This window comes from Enterococcus sp. AZ035 (assembly GCF_050548325.1).
GTDB classification, from domain to species: Bacteria; Bacillota; Bacilli; order Lactobacillales; family Enterococcaceae; genus Enterococcus; species Enterococcus faecalis.
In genome coordinates, this window is record NZ_CP172958.1 from 758919 (window position 1) to 780974 (window position 22056).

Consider the following 22056-nt stretch of genomic DNA (forward strand, 5'->3'; position numbering starts at 1 on the left):
TTTTTTGGCTTATTTATTGATCAAGTTGACCGCGGTCACGGTACCAGTTATCTGGTTGCCATTCCCAAGTAAAGCCATCTTTTTCTAATAAGTCGAAGGCAGCTTGCGGGCCCATTGTGCCAGCGGCATAATTAGGGAAAGAAACGTCTGTTTTATCCCAAGCATGTCGAATAATGTCAACAATGCGCCAAGATTGGGCAACTTCGTCCCAATGAGAGAAGTTTGTACTATCGCCATTTAGGCAGTCTAATAGAAGTTTTTCGTATGCTTCTGGACTATTTTCAGTCATTTCAGCACTTTGACGGAAATCAAGTTTCACTGGAGTTGTATTGAACCCTTGACCGATTTCTTTTCCATTTAAGGTTAATGAAAATCCTTCAGTTGGTTGGATATAGATAGTTAAAACATTCGGTGGTAAATCGGTTTTATCGCATTCTTCACACGTATCATCTTTGAAGACATTAATAGGTACTTGTTTAAAGACGATGTTAATGCGTGTGCCTTTTTCAGTTAATCGTTTACCTGTGCGAACATAGAAAGGGACGCCAGACCAACGGAAATTATCAATTAAAAATTTACCAGCAACAAAAGTTTCAGTGGATGAAGTTTCTGCCACATTTGGTTCATCACGATAGGCTGCAAATGTTTGATCAGCTAGCTGACCTTCGCCGTATTGTCCACGCACGAAATTTTGAAGGGCTTCTTCTTCAGAATAAAGGCGGATGGCACGTAAAGCTTTTACTTTTTCAGTCCGAATTTCTTTTTCAGAAAAGGCAACAGGAGGCTCCATAGAAAGCAATGCAACGACTTGTAAAATATGATTTTGAACCATATCTTTTAGAGCGCCACTGTGGTCATAATAGCCGCCACGATCCTCGACACCTAAGCTTTCAGCGAAGGTGATTTGGACATTATCAATGTAACGATTGTTCCATTGTGATTCAAAAATATTATTGGCAAAACGAATGGCTGAAATATTTTGGATCATTTCTTTGCCTAAGTAATGGTCAATTCGGAAAATATCTTGTTCAGGAAATGCAGCACGAATTTCTTCATTTAATTCGTAGGCAGATTCATAATCAGAACCAAATGGCTTTTCGATAATTAGACGATCAAAGCCTTCTTCCGAAATAATATGTTGTGATTTCAAGTGATTAACAATGGTTCCAAAGAATTGAGGGGCCATAGCTAAATAGTAAACATGATTGCCTTCTAAGTGGTATTGTTCATTTAGGCGATCAGATAATTCTTTTAAGGTATTATAATGTTCCGTATCATTCACATTATGTGATTGGTAATAGAAATGACTAGAAAATTCAGTTGCCTCTTCGGCCGTGGGATTTAAGTCTTGAATGGTTTCACGGACGATTTCACGATAGTATTCGTCTGTCCATTCCCGACGTGCGGTACCAATCACCGCAAAACGCTCAGCTAATAATCCTTTTTTATATAAGCGGAACAGGGAAGGATACAATTTACGTTTGGCAAGATCACCTGTCCCCCCGAAAATAGTAAATAATGCTACTTTTTCATTCATTAGTTTTCCTCACTTTCTCTAATCAACGGCTCAACAAAAATTGTGTTTGCTGCTTTAAAGCTGACGGATAATTCTTTGTTTTCATTATAAATGGTGATCGGTCCTTCATATGCAGCAATTTCTTTAATCGTATATTCTTCTTGAATATTTAAATCAATGGAAACTAAATAATCCAGTAATTCTTTTTCGTCTAAGACACGTGCAATCCGAATTTTTGTGCCAACAGGGTAGTCTGTTAACGTTTGGCGTTTCTCCTCATGAATGGGTTGATTATCTTCGGGAATAACACCACCGTGTGGACAAAATTCTGGATGATTTAAATAATCCGCTAAACGGTTCACAAGCGTCTGTGAAGTAACATGTTCTAAAACTTCTGCCTCTTCGTGCACATCATTCCAAGTGTAATTTAAGTGCTCTACTAAAAAGACTTCCCAGATTCGGTGTTTGCGAATTAACGTACTCGCTTTTTTTAAGCCTTTTTCAGTTAATTGTACCCCTTGATAAGGAGAATGCTCAACCAAATCTTCTTTTACTAACTTTGAAATCATCTCACTAACCGAAGCTGCCGAAACATCGAGTCCAGAAACAATTTGTTTATTATTCACTTTAACTTCGTCGCCACCTAATTCAAAAATTAATTTTAAATAGTCTTCGCGATTTGGTGTCATAGGGGCTCATCCTTTCAAAAAAACATCATCCTAAGTTTATCAGAAAAAGGCGCATTTGACTATTTAATAATATTCAAGTTGTAAGAAAACTTTCTGAATGCTTTTGCAAGGGATGTAAAAAAATAAATCACCCACCGCACATACTTCATTTTATGTGTCGTGGGTGATTTATTAATTGTAAATGGCCCGTTCTAGTGTGTAGGTTTCGTCGTCGGCTTCATCGTAAAGCGTCGCAGGGACACCATTTTCACATTGAATGATTAAATGGTAACCTAACTTGTCTAAGATAACTAAGCGTTTAGGGGTTAATTCAACAAGCAAGGCATGCGTTTGTTTGCCATCAATGAAAACATTGAAAGATGAGGTGATTTCTAAGGTGTGTTGCGTGGCTTTCTTCACGTCCACAAACCACCAATGCCCAGTATAGTTGTGTTGAAGCTCCTGTGGGGAAGGGAGCTGTTTATTTTTTTTCCAGAGGATAGAGCCTGCTAATCCAGTAAGTAAAGATGCACCAACCAAGAAAGTCCAATGTTTTTTCAAAGAAATTCCTCCTAACCTTCATTTTCATTTATTCGTCTTCGTTACCTTTATTATATAGAACTTGTCTAAAATATTCGACTAAATCGCTGAGAATTGACAAATATTTAATGATTGACACAAGATAGTAAAATTGTTGGTTTTGGTCTATACTTTTCCTTGTTTTTTTATGGTATAGTGTGTAAGAAAGGAAGTCTGTGTATGAAGTACCCGAATGTCCAACTTGCTTATTTTATCGAACGACCCAATCGGTTTATTGCACACTGTCGTTTAATGGAAACGAATGAAGAAGTAATCACACATGTCAAAAATACTGGCAGAGGGAAAGAAGTTTTTTTACCAGGTGCTGTTGTGGCGCTTAGTTATCAACCATCGCCTAAAAGAAAAACAGATTACGATTTGATTGCAGTAAAAAAAGGTTCTTTTTGGATTAATATTGATAGCCAAGTACCGAATACATTAGTCAATGAAGCGTTAAAAAATGGTCAAATTGTGCTTCCTGGTTTAGTTGGTACGATCCAAACTGTTAAACGTGAGCAACGATTTGCACATTCAAAATTTGATTTTCTAGTGGAAACGGATGCGGACGAACAAGCTTTTGTCGAAGTGAAAGGCATGACTTTAGAAAATAAAGGCATCGGTGCTTTTCCTGACGCGCCAACACTTCGTGGCTTGAAGCATGTCACTGAACTAATGGCTGCAACTAAAGCGGGTTACCGCTGTTACATTTTGTTTGTGGTCCAATTTGAAGAAATTAAGCAAGCAACGCTTCACCAAGAGATGCAACCCGCCTTTGCTGAAAATGTGGGTGCTGCAATTGATCAAGGTGTGCAAGTCCTTGCTTACAATTGCCACGTAACACCAGCAACGATTGAACTTAAGTCACAGGTAACCTTTGATTTATTACAGGCATTTGATGATCCTAATAAATAACTTGAAGAACTCCTAGCGCTTTAAGGCAGGGTAATTACGTGACTTTTGTACGAGAGATTACTATTATAAAGAGAGTAAATAAACAAAAAATGGAGGTTTTTGATTATGATACATTTAGGCGTAATTGGTACCAATTGGATTAGTCATCAATTTGTTGCAGCAGCTTTAGAAACGGGTGCGTATGATTTAACGGCTGTTTATTCTCGGAAACTAGCAACGGCACAAGAATTTGGTTCTCGCTATGGGGATGTGGAATATGCAATTGATTTAGAGACGTTTTTTGGTATTGCACATATGGATACGGTTTATATTGCCTCACCAAATTCATTACATTTTGAACAAGCGAAACAAGCAATTTTAGCGAAAAAAAATGTAATTGTTGAAAAACCAGCTTTTTCAACGCCTGATGAGATGGCAGAAATTATTGAATTAGCGAATAAAAATCGTGTGTATTTCTTTGAAGCGGCCCGTAATATTCATGAGCAAAGTTTCCAAAAAATTGCTGAATTATTGCCATTAAAAAACCAAATTTTAGGTGCGAATTTTACGTATATGAAATATTCTTCTCGCTATGATCAAGTATTAGAAGGCAAAGAGCCAAATATTTTTTCTCCTCATTTTTCTGGGGGAGCCTTAGCGGATTTAGGCGTTTATTTAGTTTATGCAGCCTTAGGCTGGTTTGGCGTACCAAACGAAAGCCATTATTTTGCTAGTAAAATTGCGACAGGTGTCGATGGCTTAGGAACAATTATTTTACGATATGATCAGTTTGACGTGACGTTAAACACTGGGAAAATTAGTGATTCTTTTGCGCCATCCGAAATTTACTTTGAAAACGGGACCTTGATTTTAGATAGTGTCAATGCTATTTCTTCGGCTGAGTACCATGATCGCGCACATGAAGAACGTGATGTCTTAGATATTCAAGTAGCCGATAATCCAATGATTGAAGAAGCCCGTGATTTTGCAGCAGTTTTAAATAACCCAACAGATAAGTATTGGGGCACCAAGTATGAAGAATGGGTTGAGCTTGCTCGAAATGTCAATAAAGTAGTCACTGATTTACGTCATAGTGCCGGCATTATTTTTGATGCTGATAAATAAGAATTAAGCGATAGGAAAGGAACAATATGAGATTTTTAGAACAACTTCCAGAGGCTTGGCAAGAACAGTGGCAAGCTTCTGGCTTTAACGAACCATCAACAATTCAAGAAAAAAGTTTTACGCCCCTTCGCGAAGGAGAAAATGTTTTAGGAATTTCGCCGACAGGAACTGGAAAAACACTTGCTTACATGCTGCCTTTACTCTTAACTGTTGAAAAAGGACAGGGAAATCAATTGTTGATTATTGCTCCGTCTCAAGAATTAGCTATGCAAATTGCTGAAGTTGCTCGGACTTGGGCTAAGCCACTTCAATTAAAGGTTCAAACGTTAATCGGCGGGGCAAATGTTTCACGCCAGATTGACAAGTTAAAAAAACGTCCCGAAGTGTTAATCGGAACACCAGGTCGAATTTTAGAGTTAATGAAGAATAAAAAAGTCAAAGCTCAGTTGTTAAAAACAATCGTAATGGATGAAGTTGATCAACTTTTCCAAGAGGAAGAGCTAAGTTTAACCAAGCGAATTTTGACACACACACCAACCGAATACCAACTTGTTTTTTATTCAGCGACTGCTGATCGTGTCGTGAATCAAGCGCAATCTTTAAGCCAAAAATTACAGGTGATTGATGTGACGGAAGAAGATACTTCAGCAGGCCAAGTCGCCCACTACTTTATTCGGTTAGCACCAAGAAAAAAAGCTGATTACTTACGTCGTTTGGCCCATACAGAAGCATTCAGAAGCATGGTCTTTTTCAATCAAGTTGCTGATTTAGGTGCAGCAGAAGAAAAATTAGTTTATGAGAATGTTCCGGCTATTGGTCTGGCTTCAGATCAAAGTAAACAGTTGCGTAAATTGGCGATCGATCAATTTAAAGCAGAACGAGTGAAGTTGTTATTAACCACGGATATTGCGGCACGGGGCTTAGATTTCACTGGGGTCCCTTACGTCGTAAACGTAGATGTTCCTTTAACCGAAGAGAGCTATATTCATCGTTCTGGTCGCGTTGGCCGGATGGGTGCACAAGGGGCAGTGATTACGTTTATCAACGATGGCACCAAAAGGGATTATCAACGTTTGATGAAACAATTGGCCATTCCTTATCAGGAAATCTTTTTATATGATGGTGCACTTCATGAACAGCCAAAAGCCAAAGATGAACTAGAAAAAAAGAACGTAGTCAAAGATACGTATTCAGAAAAAAAGAGTACGAAAGAAAGAAAACCAGAAACAGTAAATTCTGTTGTCAAAGAACCACAAGAAACACGCAAAAAGAAGAAAAACAAAAAGAAAAACACGAAAAACAAAGGAGCTCGTAAAGCGAAGAAATAACGCTTTACGAGCTTCAAGCAGAACGTTGTATCGAGGAGGATTCCATGAAATCTCGGAAGGAAGAAATCTTAGCGTTACTTCAAAAAAATGAAACTGGCTTAACGGCAGGAGCGGTAGCAGAACAGTTAATGATTGATCGCAGTAATGCCAGCCGTTATTTAAATGAATTATTCAAAGAAAAGAAAATTACTAGAAGTACTGGACGTCCTGTTATCTATTCAGTGCCAACAATCAATGAAGGAGAACAAGTCCATGTAGATGAGTCCACCTCTGTTAGTTTTGACACATTAGTAGGTGCCAATGATTCTTTAAAAGTGAGTATTCAGCAGGCTAAGGCGGCTATTTTATATCCACCAAGAGGTTTGCATACGATTATTTTTGGGAAAACAGGAACAGGGAAATCTCTTTTTGCTGAATGTATGTACCGTTTTGCCATTGATTCAAAAACCTTAGATGAAGATGCCCCTTTTGTCTCTTTTAATTGTGCTGATTATGCACAAAACCCACAATTATTATTTGGTCATATCTTTGGCGTAAAAAAAGGTGCCTATACTGGTGCGAATGAAGATAGTCCAGGCTTAATGGCAAAAGCAGATGGCGGGATTCTCTTTTTAGATGAAATTCATCGCTTACCGCCAGAAGGTCAAGAAATGCTCTTTACGTTTATTGATAAAGGCGTGTACCGTCCATTAGGAGAAAGTGGTCAAACCTATGAAGCCTCTGTTCAAATTATTGGTGCGACAACGGAATCCTCAGAAAACTTTTTAACCACTTTTAATCGGCGGATTCCGATGTCGATTACATTACCATCTTTAGATGCACGGACGCTAGATGAGCGTTATGCCATCATTTCGTTATTTATTCAGCAAGAGGCAACACGTTTGGGCCAACAAATTGATATCGAACGTGAAGCAGTTTTGGCTTTTATGTTATACGATGCAGAAGGAAATATTGGTCAGGTGAAGCGGGACTTAAAATTAGTTTGTGCTAAGTCATTCCTTTATTATCGGACGCACAATTTAGAACATTTGGTTATCCGTAAACGGGATTTGTCGTTACCTGTCCAAAAAGGATTATTAAAAATTAAAGAAGTACCTGAGCGCTTGGATCAATTTGTCGATAGTAAAAGTAATTATTTATCTTTCCAGCCAGGCACCAACAAAATTGTTTGGTCACAAGATCCAGCTAGAGACATGCAAGTTTACAATGAAATCGAAGAAAAAGTCGCTGACTTGTCCGAAGCTGACTTAGAAAATGTTGATTTAGAAGAATTGATTTCCAAAGATATGAATGCGTATTTTAAAAATTATGTCGAAGAATTAACCCAACATTCTTTACATAAGGAGTTATTACCAGAAGCTATTTGGGACTTAACGAATCGTCTTTATGATATCGCAGAAGAGCGTTTGGAACACACGTACAACGAAACTGCGCGCTTTGCCTTTGCGCTTCATTTACAAAGTACGATTGAACGTGTCAAAGAAGGTCACGTGATTGTCCATCCTGATTTAAATAATGTCCGTAAAAATATGAAAAAAGAATTTCAAGTAGCCTTAGATTTATCTTCTATTATTGAAGAAGAGAACAACATAGAGATTCCTTTCGATGAAATTGGCTTTATTAGTATGTTTTTATCTATTAATGTCGGTAAAGAAGAAAGAACTCCAGAAAATAATGTTGGTGTGTTCGTCTTAATGCATGGGGATTCTACTGCCTCAAGTATGTTGAAAACCGCCCAAGAACTTTTAGGAACGTCAATCGGAACAGCGATGAATATGCCGTTAACGATGGAAGTTCAAACAATGTATGAACAATTACGAAACCAAGTAATTACGCAAAAAGAATCGTTAAATAATGGGATTTTATTACTGACGGATATGGGTTCATTAAATTCGTTTGGAAATATGTTGTTTGAAGAAACAGGTATCCGAACAAAGGCGATTACAATGACGAGCACAATGATTGTCTTAGAAGCTATTCGAATGGCAAGCGTGGGACGAAGTTTAGAGGACATTTACCAAAATATTCAACTTTCTTTTGAAAGCGTTGTGAGAGAACAATTTCGTTCTAGTCTGCAAAAACGTCAAAACGTAAAAAAAGCAGTAATCGTGACGTGCTTTACTGGAGAAGGGGTTGCCGCAAAACTATACCAACGAATCTTACCAGTTATTGATGAAACAAAAGTGGAACTGATTCAAATGCAATTTATTGAACGAGAAACATTTAAAAAACATATCGACAACTTGATGGAAGAATATGAAATTAAGGCCATTGCGGGAACTGTGGATGTTGAATATCAAAATATTCCCTTCTTTTCCGTCTATGATATTTTTGATGATGAAAAATTAAATGTACTGAAACGGATTGCTAGTGATGAAGTGGCGATTGATACAATTGTTCATTCACTAAGTGGCGTCATTACTTCTGTGGACTCCTTACAAAAATTAATTCTCATGTTACAAAAAACAGTTCATCAAATACAAACAGACATGCATATTATTGTTGAACCAGGGGTGGATGCCGGAATCATGATTCATTTGGCTTTTCTGGTAGATGCTTTAATTAAAGGAGAAGAAACAAGAAATTTTCTAAACTTAGCGGAATATGTTAAAACACATCGTTTAGAAATCGATGTCGTACGCACGAATTTTATGTTAATTGAACGGGCGTATCGTGTGACGATTCCAGAAGCGGAAGTTGCGCATGTTACCCAAATGTTTTTAGAAAATGAAATTAAAAGTAAACAATAATAAATAAAAAAAACATCAAGAAATGAGAAAACGCTCTCTTTTTTCTTGATGTTTTCTTTTTGTAAGTTACACACAATTTCATGTGTGTAAGCGTTTTCTTTTAGTGTGTGCACGCTTTTTTCGATGACAAAAGCTGTTATATCAGTATTTTAGTGAGGAAAAAACTTGGCACAATTATTGCTATAAATAAAGTGTATAACGTCATAACTTTTAAGGAGATGAAGAAAAAATGGCAAAAAAAACAATTATGTTAGTTTGTTCCGCAGGAATGAGCACGAGTTTATTAGTAACAAAAATGCAAAAAGCAGCAGAAGATCGTGGCATGGAAGCAGACATCTTTGCAGTATCGGCTTCTGAAGCAGATACAAACTTGGAAAATAAAGAGGTGAATGTTTTACTTTTAGGTCCACAAGTTCGTTTCATGAAAGGGCAATTTGAACAAAAATTACAACCAAAAGGGATTCCTTTAGATGTAATTAACATGGCAGATTATGGCATGATGAATGGCGAAAAAGTTTTAGATCAAGCAATCTCATTAATGGGATAAGGAATTAAAACGTTTAGGAAAAGTGAATAGCAAATAAGGATAGTGCATGTTACCAAAGGTTTTGTTTTGTACGCTCGATTCATTCGTTTAATGAGGCTACTGCCTTTTTAATAAATATAAATGGATACAGGAGGAATAAAAATGAACGGATTAATGGCATGGATGGAAAAATATATCTTACCAACTGCCGCAAAAATTGGTGCACAGAAACATCTGGTGGCACTAAGGGATGCTTTTATTGGTACATTACCTGCGACAATGGCTGGATCAGTCGCCGTAATGATTAACGCAATTATTCGAGATCTTCCCCAAGAGTTTGTCTCAACTTATGCGGCAAGTTTGGAAGCAGACAAAGGTATTTTTGCAGTATTGAATGTCATCATTGGGATTAATGGTTTTGTTTGGAATGGTACATTGGCTATCGCTGGTTTGATTTTCGCTTTTTCTTGGGGCTATAACTTAGCGAAAGCATACAATGTGAATGAGCTAGCTGGTGGGATTGTCAGTTTAGCTACCTTAATTTCAGGTGTTGCTTTTGCACCAAATAACACAGCTGAATTAGCTGTAAAAGTGCCAGAAAAGATTGCCAACGCAATTAATGGGGCAGAAATTGGTGCGTCAATTGCTAATAATCAATTGACTGTCAATCCATGGGGTTGGTTAAATCTCAACCATCTAAATGGTAACGCTTTCTTTACGGTGATGATTATGGGCGCTTTATCAACCATTATTTTTTGTAAATTAATGCAAGCGGATTTAACAATAAAAATGCCTGATTCTGTACCACCAGCAGTTTCAAAAGCGTTTGCGGCAATTTTACCAGCAACAATCGCATTGTATGTCGTAGCAATTATTAACTTTACGGTGTCAAAACTTTCAGGCGGTCAATTATTAATTGACTTAATTCAAAAATATATCGCGGAACCGTTCCTTGGGTTATCACAAGGACTAGGCGCTGTGTTAATCGTAACGGTTTTTGTTCAAATTTTCTGGTTCTTTGGTATTCATGGGCCAAACGTTTTGGCACCAGTTCTTGAAGGAATTTGGGGACAAGCACAATTAATCAATATTGATATTTTCCAAAAAGGTTATGAAGGAAAAACAGGAACAGCTGCGGTTTTAGCCGCTATTGACGACGGTAAAGCCTACATGTGGGTCCGTGGTTCGTTTGATGCTTTTGCTTGGTTTGGTGGTTCAGGCGGTACAATCGTCCTAATTATTGCAATCTTGTTATTCTCCAAACGAGCAGATTATTTAACAGTTGGTAAATTATCATTAGGGCCTGGGATCTTTAATATCAATGAACCGATTATGTTTGGTTTACCAGTTGTTCTGAATCCAATTATGTTTATTCCATTTGTAATTGCGCCATTAGTTGCTACTACAATTGGCTGGGTTGCAACGTATCTTGGGCTAGTCGCCCCAGTTTCTCAACAAGTCGCATGGGTGACACCGCCGTTGCTATTATCTTTCTTAGCGACAGGTGCCGACTGGCGCGCACCAATCGTAGCGTTGGTATGTATGGTAGTCACTTTCTTGATTTGGACACCGTTTGTTATCGCTGCTAACAAAATGGATCCTGCATTAGGCGAAAGAGAGCAATAAGCAATAAAAACAGCAATTACTTGTATAGAAAGGAGCGAGCGGCATGATTTCGATTGCAAGTGCAATGAAGCAAGAGGAAATTATTACTTTATTAGAGGCATATCAAGGGGAAAATGAAACATTTACTTTTAAAGAAAAAAATGGTATTAAGTTATTTTTTGAAGTTGAAGGAGACCCTGAAACTGCTGCACAAGTTGCAAAACAGCTGATTAAGGAACAACCTTGGGGTGGCGTTTTATACTTCCAAGCAACGGTAGTCTAAAAAGATAGGATGGATGAAAATGATTAGAAATGGATTATTTTTATGTAGTATTGGCTTCTTGATTGTTTTGTATTCGTTGAATCCCAGCTCCTTAAACTATGATTTATTAAGTCTGACAACGGGGATTTTTCTCATTGGACTTGGTGGTTACCTGTTTTTTAAAGGAAAAAAAGTTGCTGAAGAAGAGGCGACAAAGGATGAGGTGAAACGGTAATGGAAATTACGAAAACATTAACTATTTCAGCAGATGAATTTTACACGCAATTAATGAATTCTGTTATTTTTGATATCCGTAAGCAAACAGGCAAAACTCTTACAAGAAAGCAGTTACGTAAGTTTGAATATATCAAAGAATATAGTAAAAATAGTCGCGCGAAAATAGTTATTGAAGAAGCTGTAGAAAATAAGACCTATCAATTTCGAACATCCACAACTAAAAATGATTTCTCGGTGCGGTATGAGCTACAGCCAATTGATGAAAAAAGCTGTGAACTGCGTTATACAGAAACAATGGTTTCTTATGGGGCGTTACAAAAACTGAATGATGCAGTATTAGGTATCTTTTTAAGTTATTTTAAAAAGAAACAGTTTTATAAAATGCTTAAAATGATGGAAACTGCTTAAAGGGAAAAAGCGGCTTTTGTCCAGTTGATTCTCTTCAGCTTTAGAAAGTGAGCGATGAGTCGTTTCGGGTTATCGCTCACTTTCTTTTGTTGCCCTATTATTTTGGAAACGCACACAAAAAAGCTGTGTGTAATCGTTTTATTTTTAGTGTGTACACGCTTTCTATATCAAGAAACGTTGTCATATCAAGGTTTTTAATGTGTTAAAACTTGGCACGCTTCTTGCTTATATAAAGGTGTAAAGCAAAACAAAGAGAATTTAGGAGATGAAGGAAAATGGCAAAAAAAACAATTATGTTAGTTTGTTCCGCAGGAATGAGCACAAGTTTATTAGTAACAAAAATGCAAAAAGCAGCAGAAGATCGTGGTATGGAAGCAGACATCTTTGCAGTATCGGCTTCTGAAGCAGATACAAACTTGGAAAATAAAGAGGTGAATGTTTTATTATTAGGCCCACAAGTTCGTTTCATGAAAGGGCAATTTGAACAAAAATTACAACCAAAAGGGATTCCTTTAGATGTAATTAACATGGCGGACTATGGCATGATGAATGGCGAAAAAGTTTTAGATCAAGCAATTTCATTAATGGGATCATCAAACTAGAGCAGAAAATGGGGTAGAGGTAATGGACGGACAACAGAACTTAGAAGCAATCATGGGTTTAATCATGTATGGCGGAAATGCTAAAAGCGATGCAATGGAAGCGATTGCCGCAGCAAAATCGGGGGATTTTGAATTAGCAGACAAAAAAATTGCAGATGCAGAAGAATCACTTGTACATGCACATCATTCGCAAACAGGAATGTTAACAGAAGAAGCAAAAGGCAATAACATGCAAGTAACATTGTTAACAGTGCACAGTCAAGATCATTTAATGACTGCGATTGCATTTACAGATTTAGCAAAAGAAATTATCGATCTTTATCGCCGTATTGATAACGAGTAATCTCGTTGTCAATGCGTCTTATAAGAAAAACGCGCTTGAGAAAGCGTTAATTAGGAGGAATAACAATGGACGGATTTGTTCAATGGATGGAGAAACACTTTATGCCGAAAGCGTCAGTTATCGCAGCGCAACGGCACTTGGTAGCAATTCGTGACGCGTTTGTCGTAACGATGCCATTAATGATTTTAGGGGCTTTGGCGGTATTAATTAATAATATTCCAATTCCAGGATATGAGGACTTTTTAAACAAAATTTTCCCAATGATGTATAACGATGCACCAATTTGGAAAAGCTTTGGTGGTAACATTTGGAACGGTACATTCGCAATCTTTGCCGTTTTAGTAGCCTTTTTAGTAGCACACAATTTAGTTAAATCTTATGGAAAAGACGGCATTGCAGCCGGTACAGTTTCTGTAGCTTCATTCTTCGCAGTTGGCGGCTTAGAAGGCATGGGCGCAACTGGATTATTTATTGCTTTGATTATTGCACTTATTTCAGGAGAACTATTCCAACGTTTATCTGGCAATCCTAAATTAGTTATCAAAATGCCTGATGGTGTACCACCAGCAGTAGCAAAATCATTTGCGGCATTATTACCAGCAATGATTACAATCAGTTTATTTAGTTTAATTACATCAATTCTATTTGCTTTAGGAATTGACAATATCGTTATTTCATTCTATGAAGCAGTTCAACAACCATTTATGGGACTTGCAAACAGCTACCCATCAGCATTATTGTTAGCTTTCATTACACCATTCTTATGGTTCTTTGGTTTACATGGTGCCAACATGGTTGACCCATTAATGCAAACAATCAACGTACCAGCGATTGATGCGAACATTAAAGCTTTAGAAGCAGGTAAAGCAATTCCTTATATTGTAAACAAACCTTTCTTTGATTCATTTGTAAACTTAGGTGGAACAGGGGCAACATTAGGTCTGTTAATTGCTATCTTTATCGTAGGTCGTCGTAACAAACCATACAAAGTCATTACAAACTTAAGTTTAGCACCAGGACTATTTAATATTAATGAACCAGTCATGTTCGGTTTACCAATTGTTTTAAACCCAATTATGTTTATCCCATTCATTTTAGTCCCAATGGTTCTTGTAACTGTTGCGTATGTGGCGACAGCAACTGGTTTAGTACCAGCTGCAACCTTTATGCCACCTTGGGTAACACCACCAATTATTGGCGGATTTTTAGCAACGAAGAGTATCGCCGGCGGAGTTTTAGCAGCTGTTAACTTATTGATTTCTATTTTGATCTACATGCCTTTCGTAAAAGTAGCAACAGATCAATACTTGAAACAAGAAGCAGCCGCAGAAGCAGCCGAGTAAAAAATCGAAGGATTGAATCGTCCGGACTCTTACGGAGGGTTCAATCCTTTTTTTAATGATTAAATCGTAAAGGAGCAAATAACATGAAATATCAATTTCCAGAAAATTTTTGGTGGGGTTCTGCAGCCAGCGGTCCTCAAACAGAAGGCGTTTTTGAAGGTGATGGTAAAGGTCAAAATATTTGGGATTTTTGGTATCAAGAAGCGCCAGAAAAATTTTTTCAACAAGTCGGTCCAGATAAGACCTCACAATTTTATAAAAAATACCAAGAAGATATTCAGTTAATGAAAGAAACGGGACATAACTCTTTTCGAACATCCATTCAATGGAGCCGTTTAATTCCAGATCCTACAACAGGGAAAGTCAATCAAACAGCAGTTGATTTTTATAATCAAGTCATTGATGATTTATTAGAACACGGGATTGAGCCCTTTATGAACTTGTATCATTTTGATATGCCGATGGTACTTCAAGAAAAAGGCGGTTGGGAAAGCCGTGAAGTAGTTGATTTGTATGTTGACTTTGCCAAAACCTGTTTTGAATTGTTTGGCGATCGCGTGAAAAAATGGTTTACGCACAATGAACCAATTGTACCAGTTGAAGGTGGTTATCTCTATGGCTGGCATTATCCTGATAAAGTGAATCTAAAAGAAGGGATTCAAGTACTCTATCATGAAGCTTTAGCTAGTGCCAAAGCGATTGCCGTCTATCACTCTATGAACTTATCAGGTGAAATTGGCATTATTTTAAACTTAACGCCGACTTATCCTCGTGATGAGCACAACGAAGCCGATGTAAATGCGGCTAAATTTGTCGATGGTTTCTTTAACCGTTCGTTTTTAGACCCGGCTGTTAAAGGTCATTTTCCAGAAGATATGGTTGCTTGGGCGAAAGCAAATGACTTATTGCCAGAAACAACGCCAGAAGATTTAGCAATAATTGCTGAAAATACTGTGGACTTATTAGGAGTAAACTACTATCAACCACGTCGTGCCAAAGCAAAAGAAACACCTGTTGAAACACGACCAGAAGGCTTACTTCCAGAAGATTTTTATGATGTCTACGATATGCCTGGCAAAAAAATGAATCCTTACCGTGGCTGGGAAATCTACGAAAAAGGTATTTATGATACATTAATGAATTTAAAAGAAAATTATGGCAACATTCGCTGCTACATTTCAGAAAATGGCATGGGCGTAGAAGGAGAAGAACGCTTTGTCAATGAACAAGGAGTCATTGAAGATGATTATCGGATTGAATTCGTGCAAGATCACTTGAAATGGGTGCACCAAGCGATTCAAGAAGGTAGTAATGTTCAAGGATATCATATGTGGACGTGTATGGATAACTGGTCTTGGCTCAATGCCTATAAAAATCGTTATGGCTTCATCGCTGTGGATTTAGATGATGATGCGAAACGGACCATTAAGAAAAGCGGTCGTTGGTTCAAAGAAATGACAGCAAATAACGGCTTTTAGAAAGAGAACCGTTTCTGTGATAAAATGAATTGATACAATGTGCGAGGAGGAAAGAAAATGACAACTAAAAGAGTCAAAAAAATGGGCAAAGAAGAAATGAAAGAGATGTTTGATCTTGTCATCTATGCTTTTAATCAGGAACCCACGGCGGAACGCCAAGAACGTTTTGAAAAATTGTTGTCACATACGCAAAGCTATGGCTTCCTAATTGATGAGCAATTAACAAGTCAAGTGATGGCGACACCTTTTCAAGTGAATTTCCATGGTGTCCGCTATCCCATGGCTGGAATTGGCTATGTGGCTTCTTATCCAGAATATCGTGGTGAAGGCGGCATCTCTGCTATTATGAAAGAAATGTTGGCTGATTTAGCGAAACAAAAGGTTGCCCTTTCTTACTTAGCACCGTTTTCATATCCATTTTATCGTCAATATGGCTATGAACAAACATTTGAACAAGCAGAGTATACAATTAAAACGGAAGATTGGCCACGTGTTAAACGAGTTCCGGGTACCATTAAACGAGTTTCTTGGGCTGACGGTAAAGAGGTCATTAAAGACGTATACCTTGAAAATCAAAGAGCGCACTCTGGTGGTGTGATCCGTGAAACTTGGTGGCTGGATTATACGCTGAATCGTGCAAGTAAACCAAATAATCAAGCGATTTATTATTCGTCAGAAGGAAAAGCGGAAGGCTATGTGATTTATCGGATAGCTGCTGGCACCTTTGAAATCGTAGAATGGAACTATTTAACTAATACAGCTTTTAAAGCTTTAGCTGGGTTTATTGGCTCACATAGTGGTTCCGTTCAATCGTTCCATTGGATTAATGGTTTTGCTGGAAAAGATTTAAATGATTTAATGCCAACGCCAGCAGCTTCTGTAAAAATTTTACCTTACATGATGGCACGAATCGTTGAGTTACAAACATTTCTGGAAAAATATCCATTTCAATCAGGAGAAAAAGAAACGTATTCTTTAGAGATGGAAGATTCCTATGGGCCATGGAATGAAGGCATTTGGACAATCACAATTGACGAACAAGGAAAAGCAACAGTGACTAAAGGTGCTGCGGAAAAAGAAGGGACTGCTGCTTTGAAAGCAGATATCCAAACGTGGACGCAACTATTCTTGGGCTATCGTTCAGCAGAGACGTTATCTTTTTATGAACGCTTGCAAGGAGACGCAACGACAGCTCAACGTTTAGGCCAACGTTTAGTCAAAGGCATGCCAATTTTAGAAGATTATTTTTAAAAGTGTGTTTATTCGCAAAAAATGACAGAACCTACTATAATAAAAATGTAAAAAGAATTATTTTAGAAAGGTGATGGGGACAATGGCGAAAACGAAACAAGAAAAAGTTGCACGCAATAATAAAATTGGGCAATATATAGCTATTGCGACAGGACTTTATTATTTAGGAAAAATGATTCTTGATCGGCGGCAAAAAAAATAATAGATAAACGAACGACGTGTTTCACTGAAAGAAAGTATCTCGCATAATTGTTTATGCGGGATACTTTCTTTTTGTCTATTGACAGATGTAGTGAAGACTTCTAAAATTAAAACAGATTGTTCTCGTAGCTCAGTAGGATAGAGCAACCGCCTCCTAAGCGGTAGGTCGCTGGTTCAATTCCAGTCGGGAACGTAAAAAGGCAAGTAAATTTAGGGGGGAAGACAGATGGCGATTACTATAAATATTTATTATAGTGGGACAAATGGAGGTGCAAGAGAATTTGCCAAAGAAATGATTGCCAGCGGAATTGTAGAGGCGATTCGTGCAGAAAAAGGGAATAGTCGCTATGAATACTTTTTTCCAATGGACGATGAAGAAACAGTTCTGCTGATTGATAGTTGGACAGATCAGGAAGCATTAGACAAACACCACGCTTCTCCAATGATGACCCGTATTACGGAACTTAGAGAAAAATATGATTTGCATATGAAAGTAGAAAGATATGTATCAGATGTAACAGACCCCTTGACAAAAGATGCCGCGTTTATAAGAAAATAACCAGAGTACAATCATTGATCTTAAAATTTAGTGCTAGGAACATCAAGCGTTTCGACTGATGTTCCTAGCACTTTTTATCTTGTAAGGATGAATCATTTGTTACACACGTTAAATTAAAGAAGGACCATTTGTTCTTCAGTCACAGCCGGTTCGGTTAAAATTTTGGCTTGGGCAGCTGCGAGTTTCGCAATAGGTACTCGATAAGGTGAGCAAGAGATGTAGTTTAGGCCAAGTGTTTGGAAAAATGTGATGGATTGCGGATCACCACCGACTTCTCCACATACGCCAATACTCATGTTTGGTTTAGTGCGACGCGCTTTCTCTACAGCTAATTGAATCAATTGACCAACACCTGTTTGATCTAATGATTGAAACGGATCTTGGGTAATGATTTTCTTTTCCCGATACGTATTAATGAATTTACCGATATCATCACGAGAAAAACCATAGGTCATTTGTGTTAAATCATTTGTCCCAAAGCTGAAAAAGTCTGCTTCTTCTGCTAACTGATCCGCAATCAGACAAGCTCTCGGTAGTTCAATCATTGTCCCGATTTCGTAAGGGAAAGGAGTCATCTTATGTTCTTCAAAGAGACCGTCAATCGTTTCTTTTAAAATGCGTTTGAGATAGAGAAGTTCTTCTTTTTCGGCGATTAGAGGAATCATCACTTCTGGATAAACAGTAATTCCTTCTTTGACTAATCGAATGGCACTAGTAAATAAGGCTGTAACTTGCATTTTGTATATTTGTGGTTGGGTCACACCTAAACGACAACCACGATGGCCCAACATTGGATTGGTTTCTTGTAACCGTTCAATTTGTTTGGCGATGGTCACCGGGAACCGTTGTAGTTGCTTCGCCAATAATTGAATATCATTCTTTTCATGAGGTAAAAACTCATGCATCGGCGGATCTAACAAGCGGACCACCATGGGCTTGTCTTGAACTACTTTCAGCATTTGATAAAAGTCTTCCTGTTGAAAATGAAGAAGTTGCTCCAACGCATAGGTTGCTTCCTTTTCAGACTCTGCTAAAATCAGGCGACGCATTTCCAAGACACGCTCTTCACCGAAAAACATATGCTCTGTTCGCGCTAAACCAATCCCCGCTGCGCCAAAACGGATAGCAGTCTCTAAATCTTGTGTAGTTTCTGCATTGGCACGAACAGTTAAATCAGCATATGCATCTGCCCAAGACAAGAGCTCTTGAAGGTCATCGTTATTATCAGCAGAAATTGTAGGAATTTCGCCAAGATAAATTTCCCCCGTTGAGCCATCGACGGAAATGATTGTTCCTTCTAAGATGACCTGTGGCCCGCAGTGTAGTTGTTTGGATTCTTCATTGACGGTTAAACTTTCACAACCAGTCACACAGCAAGTTCCCATTCCTCGTGCGACCACAGCGGCATGAGAAGTCATTCCGCCACGACTGGTCACGATTGCTTCGCTTACAACCATGCCTTCAATATCTTCTGGTGAAGTTTCTTGACGAACAAGAATGACTTTCTTTCCTAGATTGGTCAGTTCTTTGGCTTTTTCTGCTGTAAAAACAATTTGGCCACTTGCTGCACCAGGACTAGCAGGAAGTCCCATAGCTAAACGTTCCATGTGTTGTCGTTTCTCTTGATCAAACACGGGATGAATTAATTGATCAATCGTATCAGGTGTCACACGCAACAGTGCTTCTTGTTTAGTAATGCGATTTTCTTTGGCTAAGTCTAAAGCAATTTTAACCGTAGCTGCGGCGGTTCGTTTCCCGTTTCTTGTTTGTAAAATATATAATTTTTCATTTTCAATGGTAAATTCAATATCTTGCATGTCACGATAATGATATTCTAAAAGTTCTGCGTAATGGCGAAAATCTTGATAAACTTTTGGCATAGTCAAACGTAAACGACGAATGGGTTCTGGCGTCCGAATACCAGCCACTACATCTTCTCCTTGCGCGTTCAAAAGAAACTCTCCAAACAGTTGATTTTCCCCTGTGACCGGATTTCTAGTGAAAACAACGCCAGTGCCACTGTCTAGTCCACGATTGCCGAAAACCATTTCTTGAATGTTGACAGCTGTACCTAAATCATGTGCAATATGATGTAAGTTTCGATAAACCACCGCACGTTGATTATTCCATGAATCAAAAACAGCTTTGATTGCTTCAAAAAGTTGTGCGACAGGGTCTTGCGGGAAGACCACCTGATGTTGTTCAAAAACTTCTTGGTAGCGGACAATCAAGGCAAAATGATCTTCTTCTTGAAAAGCGGTAATTTTTTTGTTGAGCTCTTGTTCCAAGCGCTCTTTTTGTTGGTCAAATAATTCTTTGGGAATGTGATAGACGACGTCTCCAAACATTTGAATAAGTCGGCGATAACAGTCAAAAGCAAAACCAGGAGAGGTTAAGGTCGCAAATTTTTTCACACGTTGATCATTTAAACCTAAATTTAAAATAGTATCCATCATACCAGGCATCGAGAAGGCAGCACCGCTGCGAACGGAAACTAAGAGAATCTCATTGTCCGCGGTAAAAGATTTGCCTGTTTCAGTTTCTAGATTTTTAACCGCTTTCAAAATTTCTGATTGTAAGTGTTCTTCAAAGAAAGTAGCATCTGCCAAATAGTCCATACAGCAACGGGTTGTAATCGTGAATCCTTGTGGAATCGGCAAACCTAAGCGTGTCATTTCTGCCAAGTTTGCCCCTTTACCACCAAGAGTCTCTTTACCTTCATTGTGTGTTTCGTTAAAAGAATAAATAAACTTTTTCATGCGTGACCTCCGTTTAATATGTGTCTTATATGTTCAATAAACATCATAATGGACGGAAATAAGTTTGTCAATAGAAAAAGTTTCTTGTCAATATGTTGAAAAAACAATAAATATGTGTATAATTGTAAGCGAATGCACAATTTGTTTAAGAGGAATTGAGGAGGAAATGATGAAATTAAGTAAACGACAAGAGCAAATTATCGCTGTTGTAAAAGAGCATCAGCCAGTTAGTGGTGAACGCATTTCGGACATACTAGCCGTTTCACGTGCGACATTGCGTTCTGATTTGTCTTTTTTAACACTTTCAGGAATTTTAAAAGCAAGTCCGAAAGTTGGTTATACTTACGAAAGTGATAATATGGAGGCTTTTTTCTTTTTTGATGTTTTTCAAACAAAAGTTCAGGAGATCATGAGTCCACCATTGATGGTTGCCCAAGACACCTCAATTCGAGATGCGATTACCAACTTGTTTATGTATGATGTCGGTTCTCTTTATGTCATGGATGAAGCAAAAGAATTATTAGGGGTTTTGTCACGAAAAGATTTATTACGGGCCTCTTTAAATACAAATATTGATGGCACACCTGTTGCTGTTTGTATGACAAGAGTGCCACATGTGAAAACCTGCACACCAGAATTTACTATTCTTGAAGCTGCTGACACTTTGCAAAAATACGAAGTGGATTCTTTGCCAGTCGTTGAAAAAGAAAATCCTAAAAAAGTTATTGGAAAAATTACGAAAACGAAAATTTTAACCTATATTACGCAACAAGCGAAAGAAGCCGCACAAAACAGATAAGGGAGCTTAATTATGAAAAAAGAGATCATTGTTTATACTATTTCCGATTCACTTGGAGAAACATCACAAAAATTGTTAGCTGCAGCAAGCGCACAATATCCAGATATTTCTTTTCTTAATCGATACAATTTTTCTTTTGTCACAACAGAAGAAGAATTATTAGAGATTTTAAAAGATGCCTTAAAAGATAAAGCCTTAGTTGTCAGTACATTAGTCAGTAAACAACTAATCACAGCGGCGAAAGAATTTAGTGAACGAACAGGGTTGTTATATTTAGATTTAATGGCGCCATTTTTTGAATTAATTCAAGCGAAAGCCGGAGTAGATCCTATTGAAGAGCCTGGACGACGCCACCAACTAGATCGTGCCTATTTTGATAAAATCTCAGCGATTGAATTTGCTGTAAAATATGATGATGGCAAAAATCCTCAAGGGTTTCTTGATTCTGATATATTGTTGTTAGGCGTTTCGCGGACCTCAAAGACGCCAGTCAGTATGTATTTAGCGAATCAAGGCTACCGCGTTTCTAACTTACCATTAATTCCAGAAGTTCCATTGCCGCCAATTTTGGAAGAAATGGATCCACAAAAAATGATTGGTTTAGTTTGTTCGCCAGAAACATTAGGACAGATTCGTAGCAGTCGGTTGGCTTCCTTAGGTTTAGGTAATGAGACCAGTTATACCAATGTTGAACGGATTGAACAAGAATTAGCTTATGCCGAAGAGATTTTTGCGAAGTATGGCATCCCAGTGATTGATGTAACCGCAAAATCTGTCGAAGAAACAGCCTTTTTAATTAAAGAAAAACTAGATGAAAGAAATTAAA

At 37.9% G+C, this 22056-nt stretch carries 21 protein-coding genes and 1 tRNA gene; 18 read left to right on the plus strand and 4 right to left on the minus strand.

What is annotated here, in order from left to right:
- Positions 1–13: 13 nt before the first annotated feature.
- From zwf to IGL32_RS03695, 3 genes are all read right to left on the minus strand, one after another.
- Entirely contained in the window at positions 14–1537 is a 1524-nt protein-coding gene (gene zwf, locus IGL32_RS03685) for a glucose-6-phosphate dehydrogenase (protein WP_002355906.1), read from the minus strand.
- Positions 1537–2205, minus strand: a complete 669-nt coding sequence (locus IGL32_RS03690; RefSeq protein ID WP_002358896.1) for a metal-dependent transcriptional regulator — start codon at positions 2203–2205, stop codon at positions 1537–1539. The genes zwf and IGL32_RS03690 overlap by 1 nt, the downstream gene beginning before the upstream one ends.
- A 171-nt stretch (positions 2206–2376) precedes the next feature.
- Positions 2377–2745, minus strand: a complete 369-nt coding sequence (locus tag IGL32_RS03695) for a DUF4828 domain-containing protein (protein WP_002355908.1) — start codon at positions 2743–2745, stop codon at positions 2377–2379.
- 198 nt (positions 2746–2943) lie between these two features.
- Between IGL32_RS03695 and sfsA the strand changes: the two genes are divergently transcribed.
- The 16 genes from sfsA (at position 2944) to IGL32_RS03775 (ending at position 17672) form a co-directional block, all read left to right on the plus strand.
- Entirely contained in the window at positions 2944–3675 is a 732-nt protein-coding gene (sfsA, locus tag IGL32_RS03700; RefSeq protein WP_002379206.1) for a DNA/RNA nuclease SfsA, read from the plus strand.
- Between the two features lie 105 nt (positions 3676–3780).
- Positions 3781–4779 carry a Gfo/Idh/MocA family protein gene (locus tag IGL32_RS03705; protein WP_002355910.1) on the plus strand — a complete coding sequence of 333 codons (999 nt, stop codon included), beginning with the start codon at positions 3781–3783 and terminating at the stop codon, positions 4777–4779.
- Between the two features lie 26 nt (positions 4780–4805).
- A complete protein-coding gene (locus IGL32_RS03710) occupies positions 4806–6107 on the plus strand; it encodes a DEAD/DEAH box helicase (RefSeq protein ID WP_430600089.1) in 1302 nt (433 codons plus the stop codon).
- Between the two features lie 44 nt (positions 6108–6151).
- Positions 6152–8857 (plus strand): sigma 54-interacting transcriptional regulator, encoded by a 2706-nt coding sequence (locus IGL32_RS03715; RefSeq protein ID WP_156210233.1) that lies wholly within the window; start codon positions 6152–6154, stop codon positions 8855–8857.
- A gap of 229 nt (positions 8858–9086) precedes the next feature.
- Complete coding sequence (locus IGL32_RS03720) at positions 9087–9404, plus strand: PTS sugar transporter subunit IIB (protein WP_002355913.1); 318 nt, start codon at positions 9087–9089, stop codon at positions 9402–9404.
- Positions 9405–9545: 141 nt separating this feature from the next.
- Entirely contained in the window at positions 9546–11009 is a 1464-nt protein-coding gene (locus IGL32_RS03725; RefSeq protein WP_002369870.1) for a PTS sugar transporter subunit IIC, read from the plus strand.
- Positions 11010–11052: 43 nt separating this feature from the next.
- Positions 11053–11271 carry a hypothetical protein gene (locus IGL32_RS03730; protein WP_002355915.1) on the plus strand — a complete coding sequence of 73 codons (219 nt, stop codon included), beginning with the start codon at positions 11053–11055 and terminating at the stop codon, positions 11269–11271.
- Positions 11272–11284: 13 nt separating this feature from the next.
- Positions 11285–11485, plus strand: a complete 201-nt coding sequence (locus IGL32_RS03735) for a DUF3188 domain-containing protein (protein ID WP_002361416.1) — start codon at positions 11285–11287, stop codon at positions 11483–11485.
- The gene (locus IGL32_RS03740) at positions 11485–11895 is read left to right on the plus strand and encodes a DUF3284 domain-containing protein (protein ID WP_002355917.1); all 411 of its coding nucleotides are present in this window, start codon (positions 11485–11487) and stop codon (positions 11893–11895) included. Before IGL32_RS03735 ends, IGL32_RS03740 begins: the two co-directional genes overlap by 1 nt.
- Positions 11896–12170: 275 nt before the next feature.
- Positions 12171–12497, plus strand: a complete 327-nt coding sequence (locus IGL32_RS03745; protein ID WP_002355918.1) for a PTS sugar transporter subunit IIB — start codon at positions 12171–12173, stop codon at positions 12495–12497.
- A gap of 22 nt (positions 12498–12519) precedes the next feature.
- Positions 12520–12840 (plus strand): PTS lactose/cellobiose transporter subunit IIA, encoded by a 321-nt coding sequence (locus IGL32_RS03750; RefSeq protein WP_002355919.1) that lies wholly within the window; start codon positions 12520–12522, stop codon positions 12838–12840.
- A 65-nt stretch (positions 12841–12905) separates the two neighbouring features.
- Complete coding sequence (locus IGL32_RS03755) at positions 12906–14183, plus strand: PTS sugar transporter subunit IIC (RefSeq protein ID WP_002355920.1); 1278 nt, start codon at positions 12906–12908, stop codon at positions 14181–14183.
- Positions 14184–14266: 83 nt separating this feature from the next.
- Positions 14267–15661: a glycoside hydrolase family 1 protein gene (locus tag IGL32_RS03760; RefSeq protein ID WP_002355921.1), complete on the plus strand. Its 1395-nt coding sequence runs from the start codon at positions 14267–14269 to the stop codon at positions 15659–15661.
- Between the two features lie 57 nt (positions 15662–15718).
- Positions 15719–16912 carry a GNAT family N-acetyltransferase gene (locus tag IGL32_RS03765; protein ID WP_010826454.1) on the plus strand — a complete coding sequence of 398 codons (1194 nt, stop codon included), beginning with the start codon at positions 15719–15721 and terminating at the stop codon, positions 16910–16912.
- Between the two features lie 320 nt (positions 16913–17232).
- Positions 17233–17306 (plus strand) — tRNA-Arg (locus tag IGL32_RS03770).
- A 33-nt stretch (positions 17307–17339) separates the two neighbouring features.
- On the plus strand, positions 17340–17672 hold the full coding sequence (locus IGL32_RS03775; RefSeq protein ID WP_002355924.1) for a putative quinol monooxygenase: 333 nt from the start codon (positions 17340–17342) through the stop codon (positions 17670–17672).
- 113 nt (positions 17673–17785) lie between these two features.
- Here the strand turns inward: IGL32_RS03775 and ppdK are convergent, their stop codons facing one another.
- Entirely contained in the window at positions 17786–20431 is a 2646-nt protein-coding gene (gene ppdK, locus IGL32_RS03780) for a pyruvate, phosphate dikinase (protein ID WP_156210234.1), read from the minus strand.
- A gap of 169 nt (positions 20432–20600) precedes the next feature.
- On the opposite strand from ppdK, the gene IGL32_RS03785 reads away from it, so the two are divergent.
- Positions 20601–21230 carry a helix-turn-helix transcriptional regulator gene (locus IGL32_RS03785; RefSeq protein WP_002355926.1) on the plus strand — a complete coding sequence of 210 codons (630 nt, stop codon included), beginning with the start codon at positions 20601–20603 and terminating at the stop codon, positions 21228–21230.
- A gap of 12 nt (positions 21231–21242) precedes the next feature.
- The gene (locus tag IGL32_RS03790; protein ID WP_002355927.1) at positions 21243–22055 is read left to right on the plus strand and encodes a pyruvate, water dikinase regulatory protein; all 813 of its coding nucleotides are present in this window, start codon (positions 21243–21245) and stop codon (positions 22053–22055) included.
- Position 22056 lies beyond the last annotated feature (1 nt).